At 39.2% G+C, this 26310-nt stretch carries 21 protein-coding genes and 1 tRNA gene; 12 read left to right on the top strand and 10 right to left on the bottom strand.

Going from position 1 to position 26310, the window contains the following annotated elements; all coding sequences use genetic code 11:
* Positions 1-12: 12 nt before the first annotated feature.
* The 6 genes from rodA to IAE19_RS04155 all read right to left on the bottom strand — a co-directional run bounded on the left by rodA (position 13) and on the right by IAE19_RS04155 (position 4853).
* Positions 13-1155, bottom strand: a complete 1143-nt coding sequence (gene rodA / locus IAE19_RS04180) for a rod shape-determining protein RodA (RefSeq protein ID WP_200459674.1) — start codon at positions 1153-1155, stop codon at positions 13-15.
* Positions 1156-1292: 137 nt separating this feature from the next.
* Complete coding sequence (locus tag IAE19_RS04175) at positions 1293-1943, bottom strand: hypothetical protein (protein ID WP_200459673.1); 651 nt, start codon at positions 1941-1943, stop codon at positions 1293-1295.
* A 22-nt stretch (positions 1944-1965) separates the two neighbouring features.
* Positions 1966-2781, bottom strand: a complete 816-nt coding sequence (queF, locus tag IAE19_RS04170) for an NADPH-dependent 7-cyano-7-deazaguanine reductase QueF (RefSeq protein ID WP_200459672.1) — start codon at positions 2779-2781, stop codon at positions 1966-1968.
* Positions 2778-3551 carry an ABC transporter permease gene (locus tag IAE19_RS04165; RefSeq protein WP_200459671.1) on the bottom strand — a complete coding sequence of 258 codons (774 nt, stop codon included), beginning with the start codon at positions 3549-3551 and terminating at the stop codon, positions 2778-2780. Before IAE19_RS04165 ends, queF begins: the two co-directional genes overlap by 4 nt.
* Positions 3548-4486, bottom strand: coding sequence for an ABC transporter ATP-binding protein (locus tag IAE19_RS04160; RefSeq protein WP_200459670.1), 939 nt, complete (start codon positions 4484-4486; stop codon positions 3548-3550). Before IAE19_RS04160 ends, IAE19_RS04165 begins: the two co-directional genes overlap by 4 nt.
* Positions 4487-4776: 290 nt before the next feature.
* Positions 4777-4853: transfer RNA gene (locus IAE19_RS04155), tRNA-Arg, on the bottom strand.
* A gap of 763 nt (positions 4854-5616) precedes the next feature.
* Between IAE19_RS04155 and IAE19_RS04150 the strand changes: the two genes are divergently transcribed.
* From IAE19_RS04150 to IAE19_RS04115, 8 genes are all read left to right on the top strand, one after another.
* Positions 5617-6294, top strand: a complete 678-nt coding sequence (locus tag IAE19_RS04150; RefSeq protein WP_200459669.1) for a GntR family transcriptional regulator — start codon at positions 5617-5619, stop codon at positions 6292-6294.
* Positions 6295-6373: 79 nt separating this feature from the next.
* A complete protein-coding gene (locus IAE19_RS04145) occupies positions 6374-7699 on the top strand; it encodes an NAD(P)/FAD-dependent oxidoreductase (protein WP_200459668.1) in 1326 nt (441 codons plus the stop codon).
* A gap of 170 nt (positions 7700-7869) precedes the next feature.
* The gene (locus IAE19_RS04140) at positions 7870-9201 is read left to right on the top strand and encodes an MFS transporter (RefSeq protein ID WP_200459667.1); all 1332 of its coding nucleotides are present in this window, start codon (positions 7870-7872) and stop codon (positions 9199-9201) included.
* 69 nt (positions 9202-9270) lie between these two features.
* On the top strand, positions 9271-10179 hold the full coding sequence (locus IAE19_RS04135; RefSeq protein WP_200459666.1) for a dihydrodipicolinate synthase family protein: 909 nt from the start codon (positions 9271-9273) through the stop codon (positions 10177-10179).
* Entirely contained in the window at positions 10179-11684 is a 1506-nt protein-coding gene (locus IAE19_RS04130; RefSeq protein ID WP_200459665.1) for an aldehyde dehydrogenase, read from the top strand. The genes IAE19_RS04135 and IAE19_RS04130 overlap by 1 nt, the downstream gene beginning before the upstream one ends.
* A 146-nt stretch (positions 11685-11830) precedes the next feature.
* The gene (locus tag IAE19_RS04125; RefSeq protein ID WP_200459664.1) at positions 11831-13003 is read left to right on the top strand and encodes a hypothetical protein; all 1173 of its coding nucleotides are present in this window, start codon (positions 11831-11833) and stop codon (positions 13001-13003) included.
* A 154-nt stretch (positions 13004-13157) separates the two neighbouring features.
* Positions 13158-14045 carry an aromatic amino acid DMT transporter YddG gene (gene yddG, locus IAE19_RS04120; protein WP_200459663.1) on the top strand — a complete coding sequence of 296 codons (888 nt, stop codon included), beginning with the start codon at positions 13158-13160 and terminating at the stop codon, positions 14043-14045.
* A 165-nt stretch (positions 14046-14210) separates the two neighbouring features.
* Complete coding sequence (locus tag IAE19_RS04115) at positions 14211-15539, top strand: MFS transporter (RefSeq protein WP_200459662.1); 1329 nt, start codon at positions 14211-14213, stop codon at positions 15537-15539.
* Between the two features lie 77 nt (positions 15540-15616).
* On the opposite strand, the gene yddG (IAE19_RS04110) is transcribed toward IAE19_RS04115, so the two are convergent.
* The 3 genes from yddG (IAE19_RS04110) to yddG (IAE19_RS04100) all read right to left on the bottom strand — a co-directional run bounded on the left by yddG (IAE19_RS04110) (position 15617) and on the right by yddG (IAE19_RS04100) (position 18914).
* Complete coding sequence (gene yddG / locus IAE19_RS04110) at positions 15617-16537, bottom strand: aromatic amino acid DMT transporter YddG (protein WP_200459661.1); 921 nt, start codon at positions 16535-16537, stop codon at positions 15617-15619.
* A gap of 176 nt (positions 16538-16713) precedes the next feature.
* Positions 16714-17766, bottom strand: coding sequence for a GlxA family transcriptional regulator (locus tag IAE19_RS04105; protein WP_200459660.1), 1053 nt, complete (start codon positions 17764-17766; stop codon positions 16714-16716).
* Between the two features lie 230 nt (positions 17767-17996).
* On the bottom strand, positions 17997-18914 hold the full coding sequence (gene yddG / locus IAE19_RS04100; RefSeq protein ID WP_200459659.1) for an aromatic amino acid DMT transporter YddG: 918 nt from the start codon (positions 18912-18914) through the stop codon (positions 17997-17999).
* A 272-nt stretch (positions 18915-19186) separates the two neighbouring features.
* On the opposite strand from yddG (IAE19_RS04100), the gene IAE19_RS04095 reads away from it, so the two are divergent.
* Both IAE19_RS04095 and IAE19_RS04090 read left to right on the top strand, forming a co-directional pair.
* The gene (locus IAE19_RS04095) at positions 19187-20113 is read left to right on the top strand and encodes an ornithine cyclodeaminase family protein (protein WP_200459658.1); all 927 of its coding nucleotides are present in this window, start codon (positions 19187-19189) and stop codon (positions 20111-20113) included.
* Positions 20114-20675: 562 nt separating this feature from the next.
* Positions 20676-21596 (top strand): LysR substrate-binding domain-containing protein, encoded by a 921-nt coding sequence (locus IAE19_RS04090; protein ID WP_200459657.1) that lies wholly within the window; start codon positions 20676-20678, stop codon positions 21594-21596.
* Positions 21597-21667: 71 nt separating this feature from the next.
* Here the strand turns inward: IAE19_RS04090 and IAE19_RS04085 are convergent, their stop codons facing one another.
* The gene (locus tag IAE19_RS04085; protein ID WP_200459656.1) at positions 21668-23335 is read right to left on the bottom strand and encodes a BCCT family transporter; all 1668 of its coding nucleotides are present in this window, start codon (positions 23333-23335) and stop codon (positions 21668-21670) included.
* Positions 23336-23673: 338 nt separating this feature from the next.
* On the opposite strand from IAE19_RS04085, the gene IAE19_RS04080 reads away from it, so the two are divergent.
* Both IAE19_RS04080 and IAE19_RS04075 read left to right on the top strand, forming a co-directional pair.
* Positions 23674-24864, top strand: coding sequence for an aromatic ring-hydroxylating oxygenase subunit alpha (locus IAE19_RS04080; protein WP_200459655.1), 1191 nt, complete (start codon positions 23674-23676; stop codon positions 24862-24864).
* Position 24865: 1 nt separating this feature from the next.
* The gene (locus IAE19_RS04075) at positions 24866-26296 is read left to right on the top strand and encodes an aldehyde dehydrogenase family protein (RefSeq protein WP_200459654.1); all 1431 of its coding nucleotides are present in this window, start codon (positions 24866-24868) and stop codon (positions 26294-26296) included.
* Positions 26297-26310 lie beyond the last annotated feature (14 nt).

Genomic DNA, 26310 nt, shown 5'->3' with positions numbered 1-26310 from the left:
TAAATTTACTCATCAGCGATGAGTGTGGATGGACATAACCAGTCCAAAAGTTGCCATTAGGGTAATAATTGCCGTTCCCCCATAACTCATAAAAGGTAAGGGCACCCCAACTACTGGTAAAATACCACTGACCATGCCTGCATTTACAAATACATAAACAAAAAAGGACAAACCTAATGCACCTGCAACTAAGCGTCCATAGTTATGAAAGCAGTTCATTCCAATTTGAAAGGTTCTAAAAATAATGGCGAAGTACAGCAGGATTAAAATGGTTACACCAATTAAGCCAAATTCTTCTGAAAACGCCGCGATAATAAAGTCGGTGTGACCTTCGGGTAAAAAATGTAAATGTGACTGAGTTCCTTCCAGAAAGCCTTTACCCGAGAAACCACCAGAACCAATGGCTGTTTTGGATTGGATAATATTCCAACCTGTACCTAAAGCATCTGCTTCTGGATTGAGCAGTGTGAGTACTCGTTGACGCTGATAGTCGTGTAGTAAAAACTCCCAGGCAATGGGAATTACTATGCCGGCACCTATAAGCGCAGCCCCGATCATTTTCCATGACAAACCGCTGAGGAAAAGCACAAATACGCCACTGGCTAAAATGAGCACAGAAGTGCCTAAATCGGGTTGCTCTGCAATAAGCAGAAAAGGAATACCAATCAAGACCAAAGAGATCATGACATTCATAAAACTTGGAGGGAGTGGTTTACGTGATAAGAACCACGCAATCATCATGGGCATTCCAATTTTCATAAACTCGCTGGGCTGCACACTACCAAAACCTGGAATATCAATCCAACGTTTGGCACCCATACGGATTTCACCGAAGACCATGACTGAAACTAATGCAAGTACGCCAAAAGCATAAAAATAAGGCGAAAAAGCTTGATAGACTTTAGGTGGGATTTGAGCCAATGTAATCATCACCGCAAACCCGATACCGAAACTCATGGCTTGCTTAGTGACTAAACCCACATCCTGTGCTGAAGCACTATATAAGACTGTTAGTCCTAAACAGGCATTGAGAATTAAAAAAGTACATAGCCAAGGGTCAATATGTAATTTTTGAAAACGCGAAGGCTGCATCGCTGTGCTTAAGCCATCACGGGGAGCTTGACGTAAAAATTTGTATTGAGAACTTGGAGACATGCGATTTTATACAGGGTCAATCAATGCTTGGCGCATGCTAACATAACTACTGTTTTAGGCAATGTATATCAATATTTTGCAATAAAAAAACCCGACTTTTACCGGGTTTTCGATGAAGATTCTATTATGGCGATCAATCAATTGAAAAATAATGTATCGTGATAATCTGCCAACGCATTAATTTCCTCTTTGTGTAAATGAGGAATCAGCTTATCGATAGCAATATGTACAGCTTTAGTGACCGCAGCTGCACCGATATCCGCGCCTTTACGTTTGATCATGCCCAAATCAAGGGTTTTATTAAAATCGATCATAAAATGGCGAATGGTCGCATCTGCAAATTGTTTATATTGCTCAGACAATACACGACGGTCGACATCATTGCCTGCTTTAATTTCAGCAAAACTGTTCTTTAGATTTATTACTAGTGTTGCGTCCAGATACTCACCCACACGATAACGACCTTCTGGATCTTTATGTAGACTACGCTCAGAAAACTCAATTGATTGTTGAACTACGTCATTGTGTGCTTTGCTTAGAAGTTGTTTGAGCAAAACAGCAACAGTTGATTTGACATAGCCTGCCAATTTTTCGGCTGTTTCACGTTTATCACTTTCAGGAAAACGACGTACCAACTCAAGCAAAATTGCATCCAGAATTTCATCATTAATCTGTAAAGCAACTTCATCGCGTAAAGGATAAAGTGGTTCACTTGAATTTTTTTTCTGAATACCTGTTTGAATATTGTTGAGCAATGATTCAGACGGGATAAAACCAAAAAATGGCATATGAGTTCCTCAATTATTCATTTTATTGTCGAGCCAATCGGATAGGGTTTGGCATCCATGACAAATCCGATACACGACATGGATTGATATCCAGTCCTCCACGACGTGTATATGTTGCATATACCATCAGCTTTTCGGGTTGCAGGTGAGTCCAGATATCGGCAAATATCTGTTCTACGCACTGCTCATGAAAGCCATTATGCTGACGATATGAGATAATATACGCCAAAATACTACGATAACAAGGCTTAACTCCTTGATAACGTATAAATACTGTGCCCCAATCAGGCTGTCCGGTAACGGGACAATTACTACGCAATAAATGTGAATAGAGAGTAACTTCCACATTGTCCTGCTGCTCTGTATCAAGTTTTAAAAGACCCGAATTTGGATGATTTTCCAAATGTTCAGGAATCAAATTATCGATACAGATACCTTGCGGCTTGGTAATCTCTAGCGCATCTACATCAAACAATTCAAGGGTAACTTTTGCATTGGCAGCTTGACTTAAATCTTGTTCTACAAGGTCAATTAAAGCTTGTCTAGAATCTAATTGATGAAAGTTCAAACTATTAAAATAAAGTTTGAGCGATTTAGACTCGATAAGATAGGGAGAGGTTGCAGGTAGAGTAATACGGCCGATTGCAACCTGAGGAATACCCATGGAGTTTAACCAAGATAGTTCAAAAACATGCCACCAGTCTTTGCCTTGTGAAATGCCCTGCAATTCTGCGTAATTTTCACGCGAAAGCGCACGGGCAATGGGGAATAAAACACTCGGCTGATATTCGGTTGGGTAGTCAGTTTCTTTACCCAATAAAGATTGTTCAACACTCATTCACGCATTCCTGAACCACGAGCTAATAAATAGTAGGCTACGGCGTATAAAACAGCACAGCAAATAGTGACGATGATGAGGGAAAGCGTTACATTGACATCGCTTTGCCCCAAAATGCCATAACGGAAAGCATTGACCATATAGACAATTGGATTGATCAACGATAAATTTTGCCAGAATTGTCCTAACGCGCTAATTGCATAAAATACACCGCCTAAATAAGTTAGGGGTGTAAGTACGAAAGTGGGAATAATTGAAATATCATCAAAGGATTTGGCATATACGGCATTAATGAAACCGCCCAGTGAAAATAAAAAAGAGGTCACTAAAACTGTATATATAGTCACAAACCAGTTGTGAATATAAAGGTCAGTAAAAAACAGACTCATAATGGTGACGATAATCCCAACCAGAACACCTCTACAGACGCCACCAATCACGTATCCCCATAAAATAAGATGTAAGGGCACAGGACTCATGATCAGTTCTTCAATGCTTTTTTGAAATTTAGCACTAAAAAAACTAGATGATACATTGGCATAACTATTGGTAATGATGGCCATCATAATAAGACCGGGAACAATGAATTGCATATAGCTGAAACCCGCCATTTGTCCCACACGAGAACCGACCAGATTACCAAAAATAATAAAATACAAACTCATGGTAATCGCTGGTGGTAATAAAGTTTGAGGCCAAATACGCATGAAACGACGAATTTCTTTACGAACCAGCGTCCAAAGTGCAGTTTGTAATTGTGTAAAATTCATGATGCTGCTCCTTGAAGATTTTTTTCGACCATTTTGACAAATAGTTCTTCAAGGCGATTAGATTTATTACGCATACTACGGACAGTGATTCCCTGAGCTTCTAAAAGTTGAAAAAGATCATTGAGCGAATGGGCCTTATCCATGGTGACTTCTAAAGTCATGGGATCAATTTGGTTAAATCGAACTCCAATAATATTAAGGCCATTCAATGGCTCGATTGGATAAGCCAAATCAAAAATAAATGATTCTTCACTGAGTTGATTCAGGAAGTTTTTCATGGAGGTATCTTCTTTGATTACACCGCGATCAATAATGGCAATCCGACGGCATAGCATTTCCGCTTCTTCTAGATAATGCGTAGTAAGAATGATGGAGGTTCCATTATTATTCATTTCGACCAAAAAATCCCACATCGAACGTCGAAGTTCAATATCAACTCCCGCAGTAGGTTCATCTAGAATCAATAACTTGGGTTCATGCATCATGGCGCGGGCAATCATGAGACGACGTTTCATACCGCCTGAAAGCATGCGTGATTGCACATTACGTTTTTCCCAAAGACCTAGTTTTTCTAGATAATGTTCAGCGCGTTGTTCAGCCAGTTTCTGTGGAATGCCGTAGTAACCTGCTTGTGTTACTAAAATATCAAAAGTTTTTTCAAATTGACCGAAATTAAACTCTTGGGGAACGACACCTAAACATTGTTTGGCGTGAGATGGATGGGTATCCAGATCATGTCCAAAAATTTCTACCGTACCTGACGTTTTTTTAGTCAGTGAACTAATAATACTGATAGTCGTTGATTTTCCCGCACCATTTGGCCCTAAAAGTGCATAAAATTCGCCTTCAGGAACGGTTAAATCAATTCCTTTAAGTGCCTGAAATCCATTGCGATATGTCTTTGACAAATCGTGTAACTTCAATGCATCAGTCATGAAAATCTCACAATACGAAATAATAGCGGTATTTTGATCGATCTGAAAACATAAGCCAAGTGTATTAATAGGATTTAGTCGAACTAAATTTGCAACGATATGAATAACGACTATATTTTTTGTAGCGCGATTAATTTTAGGTTAAAGACGTTTTGAATAAAAAAGGGGAAAAACAAATTAAATATTTATAAATTATATTTTATAGGGCAAATATGACCCAAAACGTTTCTTGATGCTTTGAAAAAAGTGCAATTAGAGCTCAATCAATAAAATGCACTAAGTATAAAAAATGGTGCGCTCGGCGGGGATCGAACCCACGACCCCAGGCTTCGGAAACCTGTACTCTATCCAACTGAGCTACGAGCGCATGCGAGGCACATCATAGGCAAAAAAACTCGGCGGGTAAAGTAGATAAACACTCATATTCGTATTTATGTTTAATTAATCATCGCTTTAAAAGGGGTATAGACGAGCTATCTACATTTTGAACGAAGAAAGTTAGAACTCGAATCGTTGTTAAAAGAGATTCTAGACTGTGCGAGTATCTTTGTATTACGGTATTCGCAAGGTACTTCATTGGTAAAAAAGTAATTGAACTGCGCGAGATCTATGTCTTTTACTTTGTCTAAAGTAGAAGGCAGCTATTCAAGCATATTTCGATTTCTATAATGGAGTTATTTCGATGGGCTATCTCCACTCTATTAGGTAAGGTCTTGCTGATGTGGTACTTCATTTTTCTGTCATCATAGCTTTTATTTGAGTAAAATCTAAACAGGATTTTATTGCTCTTTGTTTCCCTATACGCCTTATTTTAATTTTATAAAGTTTAGCGCAAACTTAAGACGTAGTGTTGCACTGCGTTTGATGTTTTAGAAATAACAGAGCGTACAAGGCTTTTATTTTTAAATTATTTATAAATAAAACATATGTTTATGTGGATTTTTTGAATTTTGGCATGTTCTAAATTTCAAAGTATAAAATTGGCAAATTTATTCTATCTTCTGTCCTTTTTATTATCTTTTTTCATTGTCGACACACTGTATTATTTGAGAAATAGAAAGTTATACACATTGTAGACATTTCTATTAGGTGAAAAATGAGCTTAGGCTTATAGGGATGGAGTGGTGATTATGGATAAGAAAATACGATTAGCCGAAACATTAAAACGCCGCATTATTAGTATGGAATTGGCACCCGGCGCTATTGTCGATGAAATATCTTTAAGTGAAGAGTTTGGAATTTCCAGATCACCAGTTCGTGAACTTATACGCCAAATGGCAGCTGAAGGTTATCTGGAGCTTGAAGCAAATCGCGCAGCTCGAGTTTCTTCAATGAGCCACCAATCTTTACGTAATTTCTTTCTAGCTGCACCCCTAATTTATATTGCGACGACGCAGTTGGCTGCCATTAATGCTAATCCAGTTGAGATTCATCAATTAAAAGAGATTCAGAGACGATTTCGTCAAGCGATTGATGACAATGATTTGGAAGGCCGTGTCTATTATAACAACCAGTTTCATTTGGAAATAGGGAAAATTGCACAAAATGCTTATCTGTTGCCAAGTTTGGAACGCTTACTGATTGATCATGCACGATTAGGAAAAATTTTCTATCGTCAGCCAAGTTCAACCGATATGCAGGAAGATCTCGATACAGCAGTTCTTCAGCATGACCAGATTATTGATGCTATTGAGCGTCATAACGCAGGTGAAGCTGGAGAGTTGATCCGCGTTCATATGGATTTATCTCGCCGTCGAATGACCGAATATGTGGTTCCAGTAGGTATTGATGTTCCACTTGCTTATTAATAAAAGCCAGACCTTGTACACATAATATTTTCGCTTACAGGATAAGTAAGTGGGTGGAAACTATAAATGGAGTTTTGAAATGACTAAAGTTACAGCTTTACCTGCTGACGACCAGCAATGTGGGTGGTATCACCTTAGCCCAAAAAGAAAGGTTAAATCTGCTCATAAAGGTAAGAGTACAGCGCGTTGGGCAATTATTGGCGCAGGGTATACAGGTCTAGCTGCAGCCCGTCAATTGGCATTGCATTTCCCAAATGATGAAGTGATTTTGATCGAAGCTCAGGAGGTTGGATTTGGGACAGCAGGGCGAAATGCCGGTTTTGCTATTGATTTACCTCATGATATTGGTGCAGAAGACTATATTGGTGATATAGATATTGCCAGAACAACGCTCAAATTAAATTTATTAGGTCAGTCTATTTTGCATGATTTAGTAAATAAACATTCGATTGATTGTCATATGCGTCCAAGTGGTAAATATCAAGGTGCGGTCGAAGATCGTGGAATTAAAGTTCTCGAAGCCTATCAGCGTGGTTTAGACAAATTAGGCCAAGACTACCAAGTGATTAATGGTTCTCAATTGCCAAGTCATATTGGAACAACATTTTATAAAAAAGCTTTGTTTACCCCAGGCACAATGTTGCTTCAGCCATCAGCATTAGTGAAAGGACTGGCAGATAGTTTGCCTCCAAATGTAACGCTTTATGAAAATACGGCCATTACTGAGGTTGAATATGGAAGCAACGTTGTTTTAAAGCACGACCACGGCCAAATTATGGCGGATAATTTGATTCTGGCAAATAATGCGTTTGGTCAGCGTTTCGGTCTTCCACAAATCAAGCGCACTATGTTGCCTATGTTTTTGTATGCCAGTATGACCCGTCCTTTAACAGTCCGTGAGCAAGCCGAATTGGGCGGTAAGGATTTTTGGGGAGTGATTCCATCCGACCCGTTTGGCAGTACTGTTCGTCGTACTCATGATCATCGTATTTTAATTCGTAACAGTTTTAGTTTTAACCCAAATGGAAAACCAAAACTTCACTGTTTGCAGCGTTTTATTTCTAAGCATCAACGTTCGTTTGACAATCGTTTTCCCATGTTGCCAGACGTTAAATTTGACTATACATGGAGTGGCTCGCTGGCATTGTCGCAAAATCATAAAGGCTTTTTCGGACAACTTGCGCCGAATGTCTATGCTGCGTTGTGCTGTAACGGTCTAGGAATTACTCGCGGAACAGTAACAGGAACTTTGTTGGCAGACTGGATCTCAGGCCAACGCAATGATCTGATTGATTTTCTTTTAGAAACGTCAGGTCCAAATAAAGTCCCACCTGAGCCTTTTTTATCGATCGGTGTAAATGCGACCTTGTGGTGGGGGCAAAGAAAAGCCGGTCTGGAAGAGTAAATTGAATTTAATGAAATTCTTGATTTTTGATTAAGTTAATTCGGTAAAACAGCGTGTTTAAGCTTTAAGCAGCGAAATTGAATTTTTAGTTTCGCAAGGGCTGTTCAACCTTAAATTTCGTAATTGTGTAGGAAACACATCCACTTGGTGGACGAGTATTGGAGATAAAAATGACAACGAATCATGTATCAATTGATGACGTGCCGTTAAATGGCTTCCATCAGTTGTTGAGTATCCGCACGGGTGGTGGCTGGTTACTTGATGGTTATGTCCTCAGCATTATTGGAGTAGCGCTTATGCAGCTCTCTGCTGAATTGCATTTAACTAATTTCTGGCAAGGCATGATTGCTGCTTCAGCCCTTATAGGTATTTTCTTTGGCGGCTTCCTTGGAGGTTGGATGGGAGGTTTTCTAGGTCGAAAAAAATTGTATTTTGTGGCCCCCGTTTTATTTACCGTTTGTTCACTTACTCAGCTTTGGGTTGAGTCTGGAATGATGCTGTTCCTATGTCGTTTTATTATCGGTGTCGGTGTTGGATTTGAATATACAGCAGGTGGGTCATTATTGGCTGAATTCTTACCGAAACAGGCACGCGGTCCTCGTTTAGCAATGCTTACGATTATGTGGTTCGTGGGCGCTGCTTTAGCCTATATCGTTGGAAATATTATTCTAACTAGTGGTCATAACGAAGCTTGGCGTTTAGTGTTAGCAAGTCCAGCCATCATAGGTATTTTATTAATTTTAATTCGAATTGGCACGCCTGAGTCACCACGTTGGTTAATTAGTAAAGGTCGTACAGCTGAAGCTGAAGCCATTATCAAAAAAGTTTATGGTCCATCATTTTCACTCGCAAATATACCTGCTCAAGCCCCTGAAAAATCAATGTCTTTTACTGAAGTGCTTGCTTCTGGTTATGGCAAGCGTGTGTTTTTTTGCTCCATGTTTTGGGCGTGTTCGGTTATTCCTGTATTTGCAGTCTATGCATTTGCACCACGTGTTTTAGATGCACTTCATTTAAAAGGCGAGTGGGCTGCATATGGTTCAGTCATTATTACCTTACTGTTTGTCGTGGGATGTGTGGTTGCAACACGTTTAATCAACACCATGGGGCGCCGAAAAATGGTCATCCAAAGCTTTTTATGGTCAGGTCTCGCTTTGCTTGGATTGGGTCTTTTTTCTGACAGTTCACAGCTCCTTATTTTGGTTTTGTTTGGACTGTATGCCTTATTTATTGGCGGCGCCCAAGTATTACAACTGGTCTATCCAAATGAACTTTTCCCCACAGAAATTCGTGCTGTCGGGGTGGGAATGGGGACGTCATTCTCTCGTATTGGCGCTGCTATTGGAACATGGCTTGTACCGATGTCTTTAGACAGCATTGGTATTGGCAACACTATGTTTGTTGCGGCTGGCGTGACCCTTGTTGGTCTGATGGTTTCAATTGCTCTGGCTCCTGAAACTCGTGGCTTAAGCCTTGAAGAAGCAACTGCTTTAAATCATTAACAACCTTGAGTTTGTCATTAATCAATCAAATGACGAAACAAATACTACTCTTGATATGGAGAAATTATCATGACATTTTTTGAAGGTATCTATACACCCGCCATTACTCCTTTAACGGCTGATGGTTCAATTGATAAAGCTGCATTTGCTGAAGTCTTAGAATATTTGATCGATGCAAAAGTACACGGGATTATCGTAGCGGCGACTACAGGCGAATATTATGCGCATACTGCTCAAGAACGGTATGACCTCGCTAAATACGCAAAAGATGTTATAGGTTCACGCACTTCATTTATGGTGGGTACTGGAGCCATTCGTACTGAAGATTCAGTTGAATATGCAAAAGTTGCTAAGGAAATTAAAGCAGACAGTATTTTAGTGACTATTCCCCCTTATGCATTACCTACGGAAAAAGAAGTCGCCACTCATGCTTTAACAATTGATAAAGCAGCCAATTTACCCATCATGTTCTATAACTATCCAGCACGTATGGGTGTAAGCATGGGTAAAGCGTTTTTTGATGCGGTATTTGCGGAGTCAAAGAATTTTGTAGGGATTAAAGAAAGTTCTGGTGATATGAACCAGTTACATATGCTGGCACGTCACTATCCTGACTTCGATATTTCATGTGGTTGGGATGATCAGGCACTTGAATTCTTTGCATGGGGTGCACGTAGTTGGGTTTGTGCGGGTTCAAATTTTGTGCCTCGCGAGCACATTGCTCTTTATGAAGCGTGTGTACTTGAAAAAGACTTTGATAAAGGTCGCCGTATCATGACTGCTATGCTGCCATTGATGGATTTCCTCGAAACGGGTCATTTTATTCAATGTATTAAATATGGCTGTGAGCTTAATGGTCTAAAAACAGGCGGTGTGCGTGCGCCATTACAAGAGATGGATGTAGAAAAAAAACAAGCATTCAAAATCATTGTAGATGCACTTAAACGTGATGTTGCAGCCATTACAGGAGGTGCATAATGTCTGGACTTTTAACCGCTTCGGAATATGCGAAAATTGCTCAAAATCTTGTATTCCCTACGCAAGCATTTATTGATGGTCAGTTTCAGGCATCAATATCAGGAAAAACCTTTAACACCACTAATCCTGCAACGGGTGAATTACTTGCTGAAATTACCGCATGTAATCATCAAGATGTAGATCATGCTGTTTCAAAGGCCAAGGCCGCTTTTGATGATGGTCGTTGGCACCGCTTATCGCCGAATGAGCGTAAGCAGGTTTTACTCAAGTTCGCCGATCTTTTAGAACAAAACACGGTTGAACTGGCAGTTATGGAAAGTTTGGACAGTGGTAAACCTGTCAGTGAATGTCAGTTAACAGATGTACCTGAAATGATCCATACTATCCGTTGGCATGCCGAGCTTATTGATAAAATTTATGACAGTACTGCACCTGTAGGCTCAGATACTCTATCGCTTGTGGTACGTGAAGCAATTGGTGTGGTAGGACTGGTTTTACCTTGGAATTTTCCACTTTTAATGTTGGCATGGAAAATTGCACCTTCTTTAGCTGCTGGGTGTTCAGTGGTGATTAAACCTGCCAAAGAAACCACACTGACAGCACTTCGCGTCGCTGAATTAGCTATTGAGGCAGGTATTCCAGCAGGTGTATTTAATATTTTACCTGGCGGTGGACGTGAAGTAGGGGAACCATTGGGAAGGCATATGGATGTCAACATGGTGAGCTTTACAGGATCAACTGAAACAGGTCGTTTATTCTTAAAATATGCTGCCGAATCGAATCTAAAACGTATTGTTCTTGAATGTGGTGGGAAAAACCCTGCTGTTGTTATGAATGATGTAGAAGACTTGGATCAAGTTGCACAACATATTGTAAATGGTGCTTTTTGGAATATGGGTGAGAACTGTTCTGCATCTTCACGTTTGATTGTACATTCGGATGTAAAAGATGAATTGCTTGGTTTGATCGGTGTACATCTGAATGACTGGAAAATGGGCAATCCACTTGATCCAGAAAATAAATTGGGTTCGATGGTGAGCAAATCACATTATGAAAAAGTGAAATCTTACATTGATCAGGTAAAAACTGAAAAGAAAAACATCGTTTTCGGAGGCAATACTGAAAAAGATATTTTTGTTCAGCCAACGGTAGTGGATGGCATTAAGGCAACCGATACTTTATTTAAAGAAGAAGTCTTTGGCCCCATTCTGTCAGTCACAACATTTAATACAGTGGATGAAGCGATTGCGCTGGCAAATGATTCTGTTTATGGCCTCGCTGCTTCGGTTTATACCAGCAACTTACGTCATGCCCTCAAACTTTCACGTGCGATTCGGGCCGGCGTAGTGACAGTAAACTGTTTCGGCGAAGGGGATATTACGACACCTTTTGGTGGTTATAAAGAATCAGGCTTTGGTGGTCGCGATAAATCAATTTGGGCACATGACCAATACACAGAATTAAAAACCATTTGGATTGATGTATCTGAACCCGAGATTCATTAAAAATCCTGAAAAATTTTCTGTAGTTCTTAAGCTTTTGGTTCGAAATGAGCCAAAGCTCAATCTCATATAAATGACGTAATTCGAAAACAAAAAAGTTTTTGAAGGGATAAATTTTTTTAAAAATTCATTTAAATAAGGAAATGTAAATGAATAAAGTTTCTAACAAAGTGGGAATAAGTCTACTGGTTATGGGAGCATCATTTCCAGCTTTTGCTGAAGTGACATTTGGAGACCCTAACAGTGAATTGGGTGCTGTAACGATTTCAGGTGCCTTACGTGCCAATTATCAAGATAAAGAATATGGTGAAAGCTCATCCGACCAGAAAATAAAATTTGATGCGGCTATTTTAAAATTAGGCTATGAATCCCCAGACTGGTTTGGGAAAGCGGAATATCGTTGCTATCAGTACGATAAATTTTGTGACTTTTCAACTCTGGTTTATGGGTATGCAGGATATCACCTGAATTCAACCGATAACATCACTGTGGGGGTACAACCCATTCCATTTGGACCAGGCCGTTTCTGGGATACTAGCTTTTATGCGGGTCTCAATAACACCATGGGCTTACAGGATGTTTCCAATTTAGGGGCGAATTACCATGTTGAATTGGCCACTGCGACCAAAGTGGATTTAGCCTACTTTGCAACGGATGGAGGAAACTACCACGGGGCAAGTCAAGATTCAGCGCGTTATACCGCCAATGTTGTGAAGTCCGCTGATCCATTAAAAACTGATCTAAATGAAAAAAACATGTGGATGGCGAGGGTGGATCAGGATCTTAAATTTTTAAGTGGAGATGATTTAAACATATCGGTGGGAGGAGGTTACTGGTATTCCGATATTGAAAACAAGAAAACGGCTGAGGATGGAAATAGAAATACATGGGCGATATTTAATCGAATTCGCTATAAAAATTTAAATATTGTTTTTACGGGTGGCAGGCAATCGATCAGTAATCAAGACAAACTCAGTCCCCAAGCTTCCACCTTTGGATCGTTTGATAGCGAATATGACATGGCGAACAAGGGCTATTTCTACACTGTGGATACCAGTTATAGCTTTAAAAATGTAGGTGATTTACTCAATGTGACACCGTATTTGGTATTGAGTGGATTTGACAAGAAAGAACCAGGCTTTGAAAACTCGCAACGCAACATCATTGGCGTGGCATGGGACTATAAAAAAGTATCGTTATATACCGAATACGTGATGAGTAAGAATGACCCCTTTGTAGGAGGAACAAGGAGTTCACTTGCCGAAGGGGATGATGGCAAATGGAACAAGCTGCTGAATTTAATGCTGGTTTATAACTTTTAAGGACTCTCTTTAAAAGATTACAGCTTATTCACAAGTTGATCCTAATAATCCAAAACATAATGGTGTTTCCATGCCAGAAATGATCAGTACGTAAAGATATAACAGCAGTTTGGCTGCTCTAGTTCTGATGTGAATTTGATAAGTGATGAAAGATATGACAAGCAAAAGACATGCAACGCTCATTGGACTAGTTGCCGTTTTATTATGGAGTTCCATTGTTGGACTGATTCGTAGCGTAAGCGAAAGTCTTGGAGCAACAGGTGGTGCTGCAATGATATATAGCGTTGCTTCTATTTTTCTTTTATTTACAGTTGGTTGGCCTAAACTTAGGGAATTTCCTAAACGTTACTTAATTTGTGGAAGCATTTTATTCGTAAGTTATGAGCTATGTCTTTCCTTGTCGATTGGTTATTCAAATACCAGCCGACAAGCCATTGAAGTGGGGATGGTCAACTATTTGTGGCCAGCTCTCACCATGGTCTGTGCAATTTTATTTAATCAGCAAAAATCAAATTTACTGATCATTCCCGGTTTTATGATTGCCATTTTGGGAATTTGTTGGGTGCTGGGTGGCGATCAGGGGCTGGATATGTCAAGTATGTTAAATAATATCAAAGATAATCCTTTAAGTTATGGTCTGGCTTTTTTCGGGGCATTGATCTGGGCGGCTTACTGTACAGTTACTGCCAGAATTGCACAGGGAAAAAATGGGGTCACTTTATTCTTTATACTTACTGCGTTGGCTTTATGGATCAAATATTTCTTATTTGGTGGGGCAGCCATGCATTTTGATTTACACGCCATTATTTATCTGGCGTTAGCAGCAGCGGCCATGGGCTTTGGTTATGCGGCATGGAACGTAGGAATTTTACATGGCAATGTAACAGTTCTTGCAGGTGCATCTTATTTCATCCCCGTATTCTCGGCTGCGCTTGCCGCACTAGTATTGCGTACTCCACTGTCAATCTCATTTTGGCAAGGCGCCGGAATGGTGTGTATAGGTTCTATTTTGTGTTGGTTAGCTACCCGACAGAAACGCTAAAAATCTAAATTTAAATCTGTAAGTTTTAAACAAAAACGAGAGTCTTAAAAAAACTCTTGAAGGGAACTTTTGCCTGAAAAATGGAGTCTAACGAAATATTGATCGAAATAAGGTTCATATTTGACGGTTCTATCGACTCAGGCATAAAAATGAAGAGGGAAATAGATGAATCAATCCGTGATATCTGTAGAAGATGCGCCATTGAATGCATTTCACAAACGACTCACAATTGCAGTCGGTGGTGCATCATTAATGGATGGTTATATTTTAAGTATTATTGGCGTCGCTTTGGTTCAAATGACAGCTAATTTGCATTTGAGTAATTTTTGGCAAGGCATGATTGCGACTTCTGCTTTATTGGGAATTTTTGCAGGGGGACTATTTAGTGGCTGGCTAACCGATAAATTTGGTCGCCAAAAAATTATTTTTGTAGCACCTATTATTTTTCTCATCTGTTCAGTTTTACAATTCTGGATAGATTCTCCATTGGCAATTTTTGGTTTGCGTTTTTTCATTGGGATAGCCATTGCTATTGATTATTCGGCTGCAACCAGTTTGTTCGTTGAATTTGTACCTAAAAAATATCGTGGTTCGCGCTTGGCTGGTTTTACCATTTTATGGTTTGCTGGTGCAGCCATGGCTTATATTTTTGGCGACATTATTATCCGTGTAATGGGAGATCAAGGCTGGAGGTGGGCATTATCAAGCTCAGTTATTATCGGTGGGTTTTTATTATTATCCCGATTGGGCACAGTTGAATCAGCACGCTGGCTCATCACGAAAAATAAGAGAGATAACGCTGAAGCAATTATTAAAAAAGTCTATGGTAATGATTTTTCTCTGGCCAATTTACCCAAAGAACCCACAACTGCAAAGCTCTCGTTAGCAGATATGTTGCGTATGGGATATGGGAAGCGTCTGATGTTTGTCATTATCTTTTGGACATGTGCAATTATTCCTGTGTTTGCTGTCTATGCTTTTGCACCCAAAGTGTTGGCTGCATTAAAACTACAAGGTGATTGGGCGGCTTATGGTTCGGTGGCCATTACTTTATTGTTCGTAATTGGTTGTATCATTGGGACTAAACTTATTGATGTGTTAGGCCGCCGTAAAATGCTGATTCATAGCTTTTTGTGGTCAGGGCTGGCATTACTTGGACTTGGCACTTTTTCTTCTTCTTCGGAAATGGTGGTATTGGTATTTTTTGGTGCCTATGCCTTATTCATTGGGGGAGCTCAAGTGTTAGAACTGGTTTATCCGAATGAGATTTTCCCAACGGAACTACGACCTTATGCAATGGGTTGGGCCGTATCGGCAACACGTATTGGTGCTGCGATAGGGACTTTTCTCGTTCCGATGTCACTGGAAACAATTGGTATTGGAAACACCATGTATGTGGCAGCGGCAGTTACACTGATTGGGCTTATCGTATCAATTGCGTGGGCACCAGAGACTAAATCGAAAGATCTCTCGGAAGCGGCAGCCTTGAATTAAGCTATTAGAAAATTTCAAAGATAGGTGGGACACAGGGCAAGCGTTGTGTCCTACGCACTAAATTAATATTCTCTCATTCAAAATTGAAGAAGCTTTCTAAAGAAAGGTTTAATTGCAATCCAGTTGCTTGAAAGCCAACAAATAAAGGAACCTAATGTGACTAGTATTGTACCTTGCCAAAATGTAACAGGTAGCTCTGTATTCAGTAAAAACATTGCCAAGACAGAAGAGATAATTGGGGTAAAATAAGAAGCGACCACTAGAATCGTGATATTGCCGTGAATAATTCCAATGTTCCAAGCGGCATACCCCAGACCAACTGCTGAAGCAGCCAATAAAAGGTATAGTGATAAACTAAGATCAAACGTTGGCATCACTAATTGATGAGTCAGCCCTAACTTTAACCACAATGTGAGCGTGACCCCAATAAAAAAAATTGAGATGGGATTCTGTCCATTACTCATTTTTCTGGTTACTACACAATAAAATGCCCAGATAATGGCACCTGAAAGCGCTAAAACATAACTTAGAGGATTATCTTTTAAATTGGTGACTACACTTTGGGCACTAAATGAATCATTACCGGTCTGAATATATATAATGCCACTAATGGAGATGAATAATCCGAGTAAAATCAGTAGATTGAATTTTAATTCTTTGAAAATTACAAAAGCCAAAATAGTAAGGCTTGGCCATAAATAATTTACAATACTCACCTCAATAGCTTGCTGTGAGGTTTTAGAATAGGCAATGGCAAAGGAAAAACAAAGCTCATATACAATAAAAAGTGTAGTTGCAACAATTAAATATTTTTTTGAAATCAGTTTTAAACTTGGGAATCTAAAAATTGCTAAAACAATCAGCGCACTAAACGTATAGATTAATGTAATGCTCATGTTGGGGCCAAGGATAGCGCTTATATATTTCACTAAGCCCACCATGGATGCCCACATGACAATCGCGCTTAGGCCGATAAGTGTTGCTAGATTTTTAGACATAAAAATTCAATTAGAGGCAGAGGGAAATGGCAAGAAATGGGTGGAAAAGCTTAATAAAGCCGTACAGAATAAAAGAAAGCTGAGAAATCGGGTAGCATGATTAGGACTGAATATAGAAAATAGCTGCACTGAGTTGTCTTTTAACGATTGAAAATACTTTAATTTTATAACATTTATTATTTCAGTTTTTCTACCTCGTGGCGCCGTTTTCTATAAGCAAATGGTGTTTCACCATATTGTTTTTTGAACCAGAGAATAAAATGTGAACCATCGGAAAAACCACATTCAGCAGCAATATTCGTAATGTATGCACTTGTATTTGCCAGTAATTTACGTGCATGTTCCAATCTTAAGCGACGCCAATAATTGGCTGGGGGTTCGTTGGTGTTGGCAATAAAAGCACGATGTAATTGTCGAGGACTCGTGTTTACATGTTCAGCGACTTCTTTTAGCGTGATATGCGCACTAAAGTTTTCGCTCATAAATGCGATGGCTTTAGAGACCATATTATTTTCATAAGTCGCAGGATTCTCTAGCGCCGTTATTTGTTTTTCTGTTGTCGTGGTCTTTTTACCGTTAATCAGTAAGTAATCCAGACTTTTTTGTGCACGAATTTCACCACAATGTAGCCGAATTAAGTCAGCTGCCAAATCAATCGCAGTACCACCCGGGCAGGTAAAGACTCCCTGATCTTCAATATAATGCTGTTCGACCAACGTGATGGCTTTAGGAAAACGCTCTACAAATTCATCTCGGGTGGTAAAGTGAATGGCACACTTACGACCATCGAGCAAGCCTGCATTGCCCAAAACAAAGCATCCAGAACACAGGGCAATAATCGGGATTTTCGCACTATGGAGAGCCTGCAAGGTTTCCAGTAGGTATTTGGGTGGTTCACGAGTTTCGCTTAATAGTCCTCCTGCAATAATAATATAATCATAATTTTGCTTGAGTTCTTTTAAATCCATTTCTTTCGTGGGATTGACGGATAAACCACAACTGGCATTAACGGGCTGATTGTTATACGTCATCCAGTCCCATTTACAATAAATTTGCAGGCTTCTAAAAGATTGATCCGCAGCGAACCTAAGCGATTCGACAAAACCAGAAACGGGCGCTAGAGTAAATTTATCCATAAGGATAAAACCGACACGCAGGTCTGGTTTAATTTTTGCGAGGCTTTCTTGCGTAGGAGAAACCTCATCATAAGCATTAGATAAATGCTTCATATTTTTCACCGTCAAGATCCATAAGCGCCGTGTTAAGTCAAAATGATTTACTTGTTTTATTGAATTAACGATCCAGTATAAGCTCCTATTTTAGCAGGAGTTGATGCAAGCTTTCTGTAAAAATATGAGTTCAATAGTTCTAGATGGTTGCTCCAATACGGGAGTTTTACTAGCAAATGAGTTTTGTTTTTAATCCTTGCAAAGCGGTTTGTTTGCATGAAATAAATAGGTTAGTCCCTTAATTTCTTTAAAAGTAGTTGAAGACTTTCCCAATTGGTTGATAGCCAGCAAATAAAGGAACCCAGCGTGACCATAGCCGTCCCTTGCCAGAATATCGTAGAAAGATGAGTTTGGAGGACAAACATGGCGATCACAGAAGAAATAACCGGAGTAAAATATGAAGCAATCACAAGCACAGGGATATTGCCATGAATGATGCCGATATTCCACGCGGCATAACCTAAGCCTACAGCGCAGCCCGCGCACAAGATATAGAGAAACGTCATTGGATCATGTGGAAAGATCAGTGGCTCATGAGTTAAAAATAGTTTTAACCAGAGAGTTAGCGCAAGAACAATAAAAAACACGGAAATTGGATTATGTCCATTACTCATTTTTTTGGTTACCACACAATATGTGGTCCAGGTAATGGCCGAGAGAAACGCTAAAATATAGCTGACAGGGTTTGACTGTAGGTTTGTTATGATGCTTTTAAAACTAAAATCGTTGTTACCCGTTTGAATAAAAATAATTCCGCTGATAGATAAAATTAAACCTAAAATAATAAACAAGTTAAATTTTAATTCTTTAAAAACTACAAAAGCAAAAATCGTCAGGCTTGGCCATAAATAATTAATAATACTCACTTCAATAGCTTGTTGGCTGGTTTTAGTTAAGGCAATCGCAAAGGAAAAACAGAGTTCACATACTGCAAAAAGTAAAGTGGAAAAAATCAAATATTTTTTAGAAATTTTTTTAAAATCTGGCCATTTAAAAATTGTAAAAACAAGCACAGCACTACAGCTAAAAATTAAAGTAATGCCTAAAGCAGGGCTAATCCCTGTGCTCACTTGCTTGATCAGACCCACCATGGAAGCCCACATGATGATGGCACTCAGGCCAATCAAAGTCGCAATATTTTTAGACATAAACAGATAATCAACTCCACATTATAAAAAATAACACACAGAGAGGCCGAAAATAGATACAAAGATAAAGTCGACCTAAATAAGGCGATATATTACTTAGGACAATATATATAATATTCGATTTTTTTCGATGAAATTAGTTAAAACATTCATGATAAAAAATTAATATTGGGGTGACTTTATGGATTTTTTCTATTTATATTATTTAAAGAGTAGAAATTTATTTAAAGAGTAGAAATTGAAAACATGGATATGAAGGTAAAATAACCATTATGAACTTTTTAAATTATGAACAAGCCAAAAATGCGATCAACTGGCATGAAGCCGTAAATGCAATACGTCAGGGGCATCTTTTGCCTCGAGCCCATTTACATGATGTACTGATTGGGCCAGCAGAAGCCATGTTACTCAACCGTACAGCACGAATTGAAGGTCTGGGGTATGGCGTCAAAGTTGAATCAGTATTTAATGAAAACGCCAGTAAAGGATTACCCAATACACATGGTGCAGTTTTGGCTTATTCTCCAGAAAATGGGGTATTACGTGGGGTGATCGATAGCCATATTATTACGGATTTTAAAACTGCCGCAGATTCAGTATTAGGAGCCAGTTTACTGGCACGTCCAGAAAGTAACCATCTAGTTATTATTGGCGCGGGTCGGGTAGCAAAAAATCTGGCACAAGCTTACAGTGCACTGTTTACTGAACTGAAAAAAATATCCATTTGGGCTCGTCAAATAGAACAAGCCAAAAAGTTGGTTGACGAATTAAAGCTGCTCAGTTTACCTGCTCAGGTGGCAACTAACCTACCTGATACATTGGCAACAGCTGACATAGTTTCAAGTGCCACTATGGCAAAACAGCCTGTTGTTTTGGGCAAATGGATTCGTGCTGGTACGCATGTTGATTTGATTGGTGCATTCACAGCAGATATGCGTGAAGCTGATGATGAATTGATGGCACGAGCTCAACTTTATGTCGACAATCTAGAAACGACTAAGAATGTCGGGGAACTTAGCATTCCAATGAACGTTGGAATGATTCCTGCTGATCATGTATTAGGCGACCTTTATGATTTGGTCGCGAAAGGTCAGTTTAATACTGTGCAGGGTCACGGTATTACAGTGTTTAAGAATGGAGGCGGTGCACATCTCGATTTGATGATTGCAGACTGCGTATTGAAAAAATTAGGATTATAAATAAGCTAAATGAAGAGAGAGAATTTTTCTGGAACATTCAGTTTATTCTTTTCGTAGTGCATAGAAGGCTGGGAATTGAACAATTTCTAGTCTTCTAGATATCGACATAGTTTCATTTTGAAGTTGTTTAAAAGGCTTTTGGGCGTAGCTTACCATACTATACACGAAGCCTAATTTGATTGTAAAATTTCTATGTAATCAAGCCTATATACATTTAAAATTTTTATAATTTCTTTTTTTAATTCATTCTTTTTCCATTTTCAAAATACTAAAAAATGATTCTGGAGTAACATTCTTCATCTCAGAGTTTTTTGGCATTTACCTTTTAGCTTAAATGAAGAATGCATGAGAAAAACTCATGAGATTTATAGTTTTTCTCACTTTTTATTGTTTTGCGTTTATGACATTTTATTCAGAATAAAATTCCCACCAAATCACTTGGATAATCCAATACAACTCAGATAGAGGATAGAACTAAATACTTCATCATATTTTATAATGAGAATTTTGATTCTAAATCAAAATTATTAATAGGGAAGTACAGGACAAATGAGGAGTGTCCATGAAAATTAAACCATTGCCACCCATGAATAGCTTAATTGTATTCGAGGCAGCTGCACGCCATCTGAGTTTTACTCAGGCGGCAAATGAACTCAATGTAACTCAAGGTGCAATTAGCCGCCAAATTCGACAGCTAGAAGAATATTTAGGTAAAGAGCTATTTGTGCGGGCAAATCGCAATATTTCTTTAACTCCCGCGGGTTTACAGTATTATCACACGATCTATAGTGCATTGTTAAATGTAGCTCAAGCGACAGCTGAAATTAAAAAATGGCAGGGAGAACATCAAGTTACGGTGGTAACTACGAATGCAATGGCGGCCCTTTGGCTATTACCTAAAGTGGCAAATTTTCAGCAGAACGAAGGTATCGATTTGAGGATATTAACTACAGAAAATATTCTTGATCTACACAAGATGGACTATGATCTAGCCTTATTTTATTGCAAAGTTCCTCCTACGAATATGAAGGTCACTCCTTTATTTCCTGAGGAAGTTTTTCCTGTATGTAGTCCTAGTTATCTTGCACAATTTCAAGAAAAAACTTTGGATAATATTTTTGGAAAAAGTTTACTATCTTTAGATGAATCCCAAAAAGATTGGATTAATTGGGCAGAATGGTTTGCCTTGGTCGGATATCCGATGTTTAAACCGAAAAGCCGAGTGAATATCAATAATTATCCTTTATTAATTCAAGCTGCAATTAATGGTCAGGGTGTGGCTTTGGCATGGAGTTCTTTAGTCGATGAATATTTGCGGAATGGAGCTTTGGTTCGTCCCGTAGAGACGGTGTTAAGAAGCAATGCAAACTTTTGTATGTTAGAGCCCTCTGATAGGGGAATGATTCCTTCAAGTGTAAAACAGTTTCGCCATTGGTTATTAGGTCAACTGCCAGGACAAGTCGGGCAAAAAGGTTTAAGTTAAATCTATATCAGTCTCATAAAATAAAAACAGGGATCCTCAAGATCCCTGTTTTTATTGAACGTTTTTGTGGTTCAATTTTCAGGGGTTTCTATAGATTCTTTGACTGTCTTGAACTCAGATGGACGTAAATGTTCAGGCATCATGACCCATGCTTGAGGGTCTTGACGTAGACTCTTGATGAGTGAAAAACACATAATGCCAAGCAAAATTGAGATAGGAAAGCCAGCAATCACACAGGCTGTTTTAATGGCAGAAAGCCCGCCAGCCAATAATAAACCGCCACTAATTAAAGGAATAATAATTGCCCATGTTAAACGAACTCCGACAGAGGGATTAGTTGAGCCATTGGTATCCAGAAAACACAACACTAGTGCGCCTGAGTTTGCAATGGTAATAATATGGATGGATAAAAGCAGGCATAACAATGCGCTTAAAAATAGGGTTACTGTGTGATTGGTGGACAAGTGATCAAAGAATACGAAAACGGCACGGGCAGGATCTTGCTTAGTTGCTTGAGCAATCGTGATCTCATGATTTACTGCTGTAGTCGGTTTTACAATCGGAGTTTGGGTTGTACTAATGACCATTTCTTGGCTTTGTGCTTGATGGTTATTTTTTTCGATTTTAAGTGCTGCACCGCCAAAAGCTGCAATCCAGATAAAAGTGAGTAAGGTAGGTGCTGCTAATGAACCTAGAATAACTTCGCGAATGGTGCGACCTCGAGAAATACGAGCGATAAAGAGTCCAACAAATGGCGCCCAAGTCATCCACCAAGGCCAATAATAAGCGGTCCACCAACTTTGCCAAGCTGTATCTTTTTGCGCATCACTCCATAAACTCATTCCAATAATATTTTGTAGGTAGTCCCCTAAACCTTCAAAAAAACTATTAAAAATATAACGCGTGGAACCAATTAAAATAACTGCAATAACAAGAAAGTAAGATAAAATCATATTGCCTTCAGCAATAATTTTAAAACCTTTACTAATTGTTGAAAGGAGAGATAATGTCGCAAATACACCTAAAATCAGCACTAAAAGTAATTGGATTTTAACGTCAATATTAATACCAAAACTATGATTCAAGCCCACATTAAGTTCTAAAATACCCATACTAATGGCTTGAGAAACACCAAATGCGGTCAAAACAATAGTGACAATATCTACAAAATTTCCAATCGGACCGTAAATTTTATCACCAATAAAAGGATATAGAACCGAACGGCAAGCCAGAGGTAAATCTTTACGATAACCAAAATATCCTAACGCAACCGCAGATAAAGAAAATAATGCCCAAGGGTGCAATCCCCAATGGAAGAATGTCAGTTGCATTGCCATGCGTGCAGATTCATCAGAAAAATCTTTGGTAAAGGGGTTATTTGCATAATGGCTGATAGGTTCAGCAACCGACCAAAACATTAAACCGATGCCCATACCGCATGAAAACAACATGCAAATCCATGCAATGTTACTGTATTCGGGTTTTTCGTTATCTTTACCGAGACGAATGTGCCCAAAACGACTCATACATAGATAAATAAGAAAAGCTAATAAAAAAGTCGCTAAAAAAAGTAAATACCATTTTGCATTGGTCAGTAAGGCATTGGAAATCATTCCAAAATATTCACCTGCCTGTTTTTCAAAGAAAATACAAAAAGCAATGAAGAGAAATAATAATACTTTGGAAACAATGGCAACAGTAGGATTTAATCCCGATGGGGATTTTGTTGTTGTACGCATAACTCCTCCTTGGATGCGCTCAGAAACGAACTGCCTGTTCGCTGCTGTAATATGCAGATGGTAAAGAGTAGTGATGAGCGCAACTAAAGCTCAACTGATTTATTATCATTCATTAATGAGTTTTTATCATGCACAAACTTTGAAAATAAGCGTGAATCTAACTTCAAGAAATACTATCTAGCATCCATGATAAAAACTCATAGATACCTAGCTTAAAAGTCGTTTGTCAGTTTTAAAGACGTTTACCACAATCTCCATTAAGCAGCACAGGGTGCTAACTCATAGTTAATACCGACGCAGGGAGTTCTGCGTTATTGAAAATAAATGGAGATTATCAAATGAATAGTCAAGTTAACCCGCAATTGATTTCGGTTCAACAAATCGACAATGTTTTAAACCCCATTAATGAATCCAATGGTATGCCAAATTTGGCTTATACCAGTGATACATATTTTAATTTTGAGCGTGACAATATCTTAAGTAAAACTTGGGTATGTGTCGGTTTTGCTTCGGATTTACCTAAAAATAATTATGTAAAACCTTTAAATTTTATGGGAATGCCACTGGTCATGATGCGAAATCGTGATGGACTGGTACAAGTTTTTCATAACGTCTGTAGTCATCGTGGTATGCAACTTGTTCATGATGAGGGTGCAATTGAAGGTGTGATTCGTTGCCCATATCACTCTTGGAGTTATGACCTCAATGGCAATTTAAAAGGCACACCGCATGTGGGTGGAATTGGTCAGCACAAAGATGAACGTTTTAAATGTGAGAAACATGGCTTGAAAGCACTCCGCTCAGCGATCTGGATGGATATGGTGTTTGTCAATATTTCTGGTGATGCTTTAACCTTTGACCAGCATATTGCGCCCCTAGTGGAACGTTGGAAACCTTTTCTTGGGGAAAATGGTTTAGCGCTGATTCGTAGTAGTAAAGTCGGCTCACATTTTGAGCTTCCTGTAAAAAGTAACTGGAAATTGACGGTTGAAAATTATTGTGAAGCCTATCATTTGCCGTGGGTGCACCCTGCTTTAAATACGTATTCAAAACTTGAAGATCACTACAATATTATGTTTGAAGATCGGTTTGCAGGTCAGGGCAGCTATAAATACAACCTATCAGCAACAGCAGGAACACATTTACCTAAATTTCCAAGCTGGCCAGAAGATCAATTGCGTCATGCCGAGTACGTGGCAGTGTTCCCAAATGTACTGTTAGGTATTCAGGCAGATCATGCTTTTGCCATGATGATCGACCCGATTGCGCCTGAACAAACCATTGAAAAGCTACGTTTGTATTATGTAGGCGATGAATCTCTAAATGCTGAATATGATGAATGTCGTAAAGCCACATTGGAATCATGGAAAGTCGTTTTTGCTGAAGACGTTTTTGCAGTTGAAAGCATGCAAAAAGGTCGTCATTCACCAGGATTTGGTGGTGGCGTGTTCTCTCCTGAAATGGATTTACCGACACATTTTTTTCAAAAATGGTTAGCCGCACAAGCTAAAACAGCGTTGGAGGCATAACATGCAACACTATCTTAATTATGTAGATGGTCAATGGCGAGATGCTTCTCGCCAATTGGATGTTGTTAATCCAGCAACAGCTAAAGTTTTTGCAACCATTGCACAAGCGAACATAGAAGATGCAGATGCCGCGATGACTGCTGCTCGTCGTTGTGTCAATAGCGGAGCTTTAACCGATATTCGTCCTGCGCAACGTACTGCATGGATGCTTAAAGCCGCTTCAGCTATACGTGAAATAGCAGATGAAGGCGCTTTAATTCTTTGTCGCGAAAATGGCAAAAATTTGCAAACAGCACGTGAAGAGTTTGATGAGGCGGCGCGTTATTTTGAATATTACGCGGGTATGGCAGATAAAATCGAAGGCGTATCTGTGCCTCTCGGTAAGGATTATGTCGATTTTACTTCGTATATTCCAATGGGGATTTCAGTTCAGATTGTACCTTGGAATTTTCCAGTTTCGATTTGTGCTCGTTCGCTTGCGCCTGCTTTGGCAGCAGGGAATGCTGTCGTCGTAAAATCGCCAGAGGTGTCACCCCTTGGCATGGTGGTGTTATTTAAGGCATTGGAAAAAGCGGGTTTTCCTCAAGGTGCAATGAATTTGCTTTGTGGAAAAGGCTCAGAAGTGGGTACTCATTTGGTTAAACACCAAGATACCAATCAAATCGTATTTACAGGTTCAGTGCCAACGGGCCAGCGCATTTTGAAAGATGCAGCCGAACGTGCGACACCCTCAGTAATGGAATTAGGGGGGAAATCTGCCGCGATTGCCTTTGCTGATGTTGATTTAGAACAATTATTACATAGTGTCAAACTCGGTATTTTCTATAACTCAGGACAAGTTTGTTCTGCGATGTCCCGTTTACTGATACATCGTAGTCGTTATGATCAAATCAAAAAAGCTGTAGTGACATTAGCAGAAAGTCTAAGTGTTGGGCTGGGTGAAGACAATGCAGAACTAACGCCCGTAGTATCCAAAGATCAGCAACAACAAATCTTGGCAATGATTGAGCAAGCTCGAAAAGAAGGAGCAAACATCCTAACGGGTGGAGCAGCTCCTGATGCAGCAGGTTTTTTTGTTCTGCCTACGATTATTGAAGCAAGCGCAAAAATGTCGATTGCTCAGCAGGAAGTGTTTGGACCTGTCATGGTGATTATGCCCTTTGATCATGAAGATGAAGCAGTTGATATTGCTAATGGTACTGACTTTGGTTTGGTGGCTGGAGTCTTTGGGGAAAATCTTAATCAAAATTTACGTGTTGCTAATCGCTTGATTGCAGGTCAGGTTTTTATTAATGAATGGTTTGCAGGTGGTATTGAAACACCATTTGGTGGTGTTGGGTTATCTGGTTTTGGTCGTGAGAAAGGACAGGAAGCCATCTACAGTTATGTTCAGACCCGCAATATCGGGATCCGTTTAAAACATAACGTATAAAGTTTAGATATAAG

The sequence above is a fragment of the Acinetobacter sp. S40 genome, from assembly GCF_016624705.1.
GTDB lineage: Bacteria > Pseudomonadota > Gammaproteobacteria > Pseudomonadales > Moraxellaceae > Acinetobacter.
The sequence above is the reverse complement of the archived record's forward strand: the minus strand, read 5'-3'. Positions and strand labels throughout refer to the sequence as shown.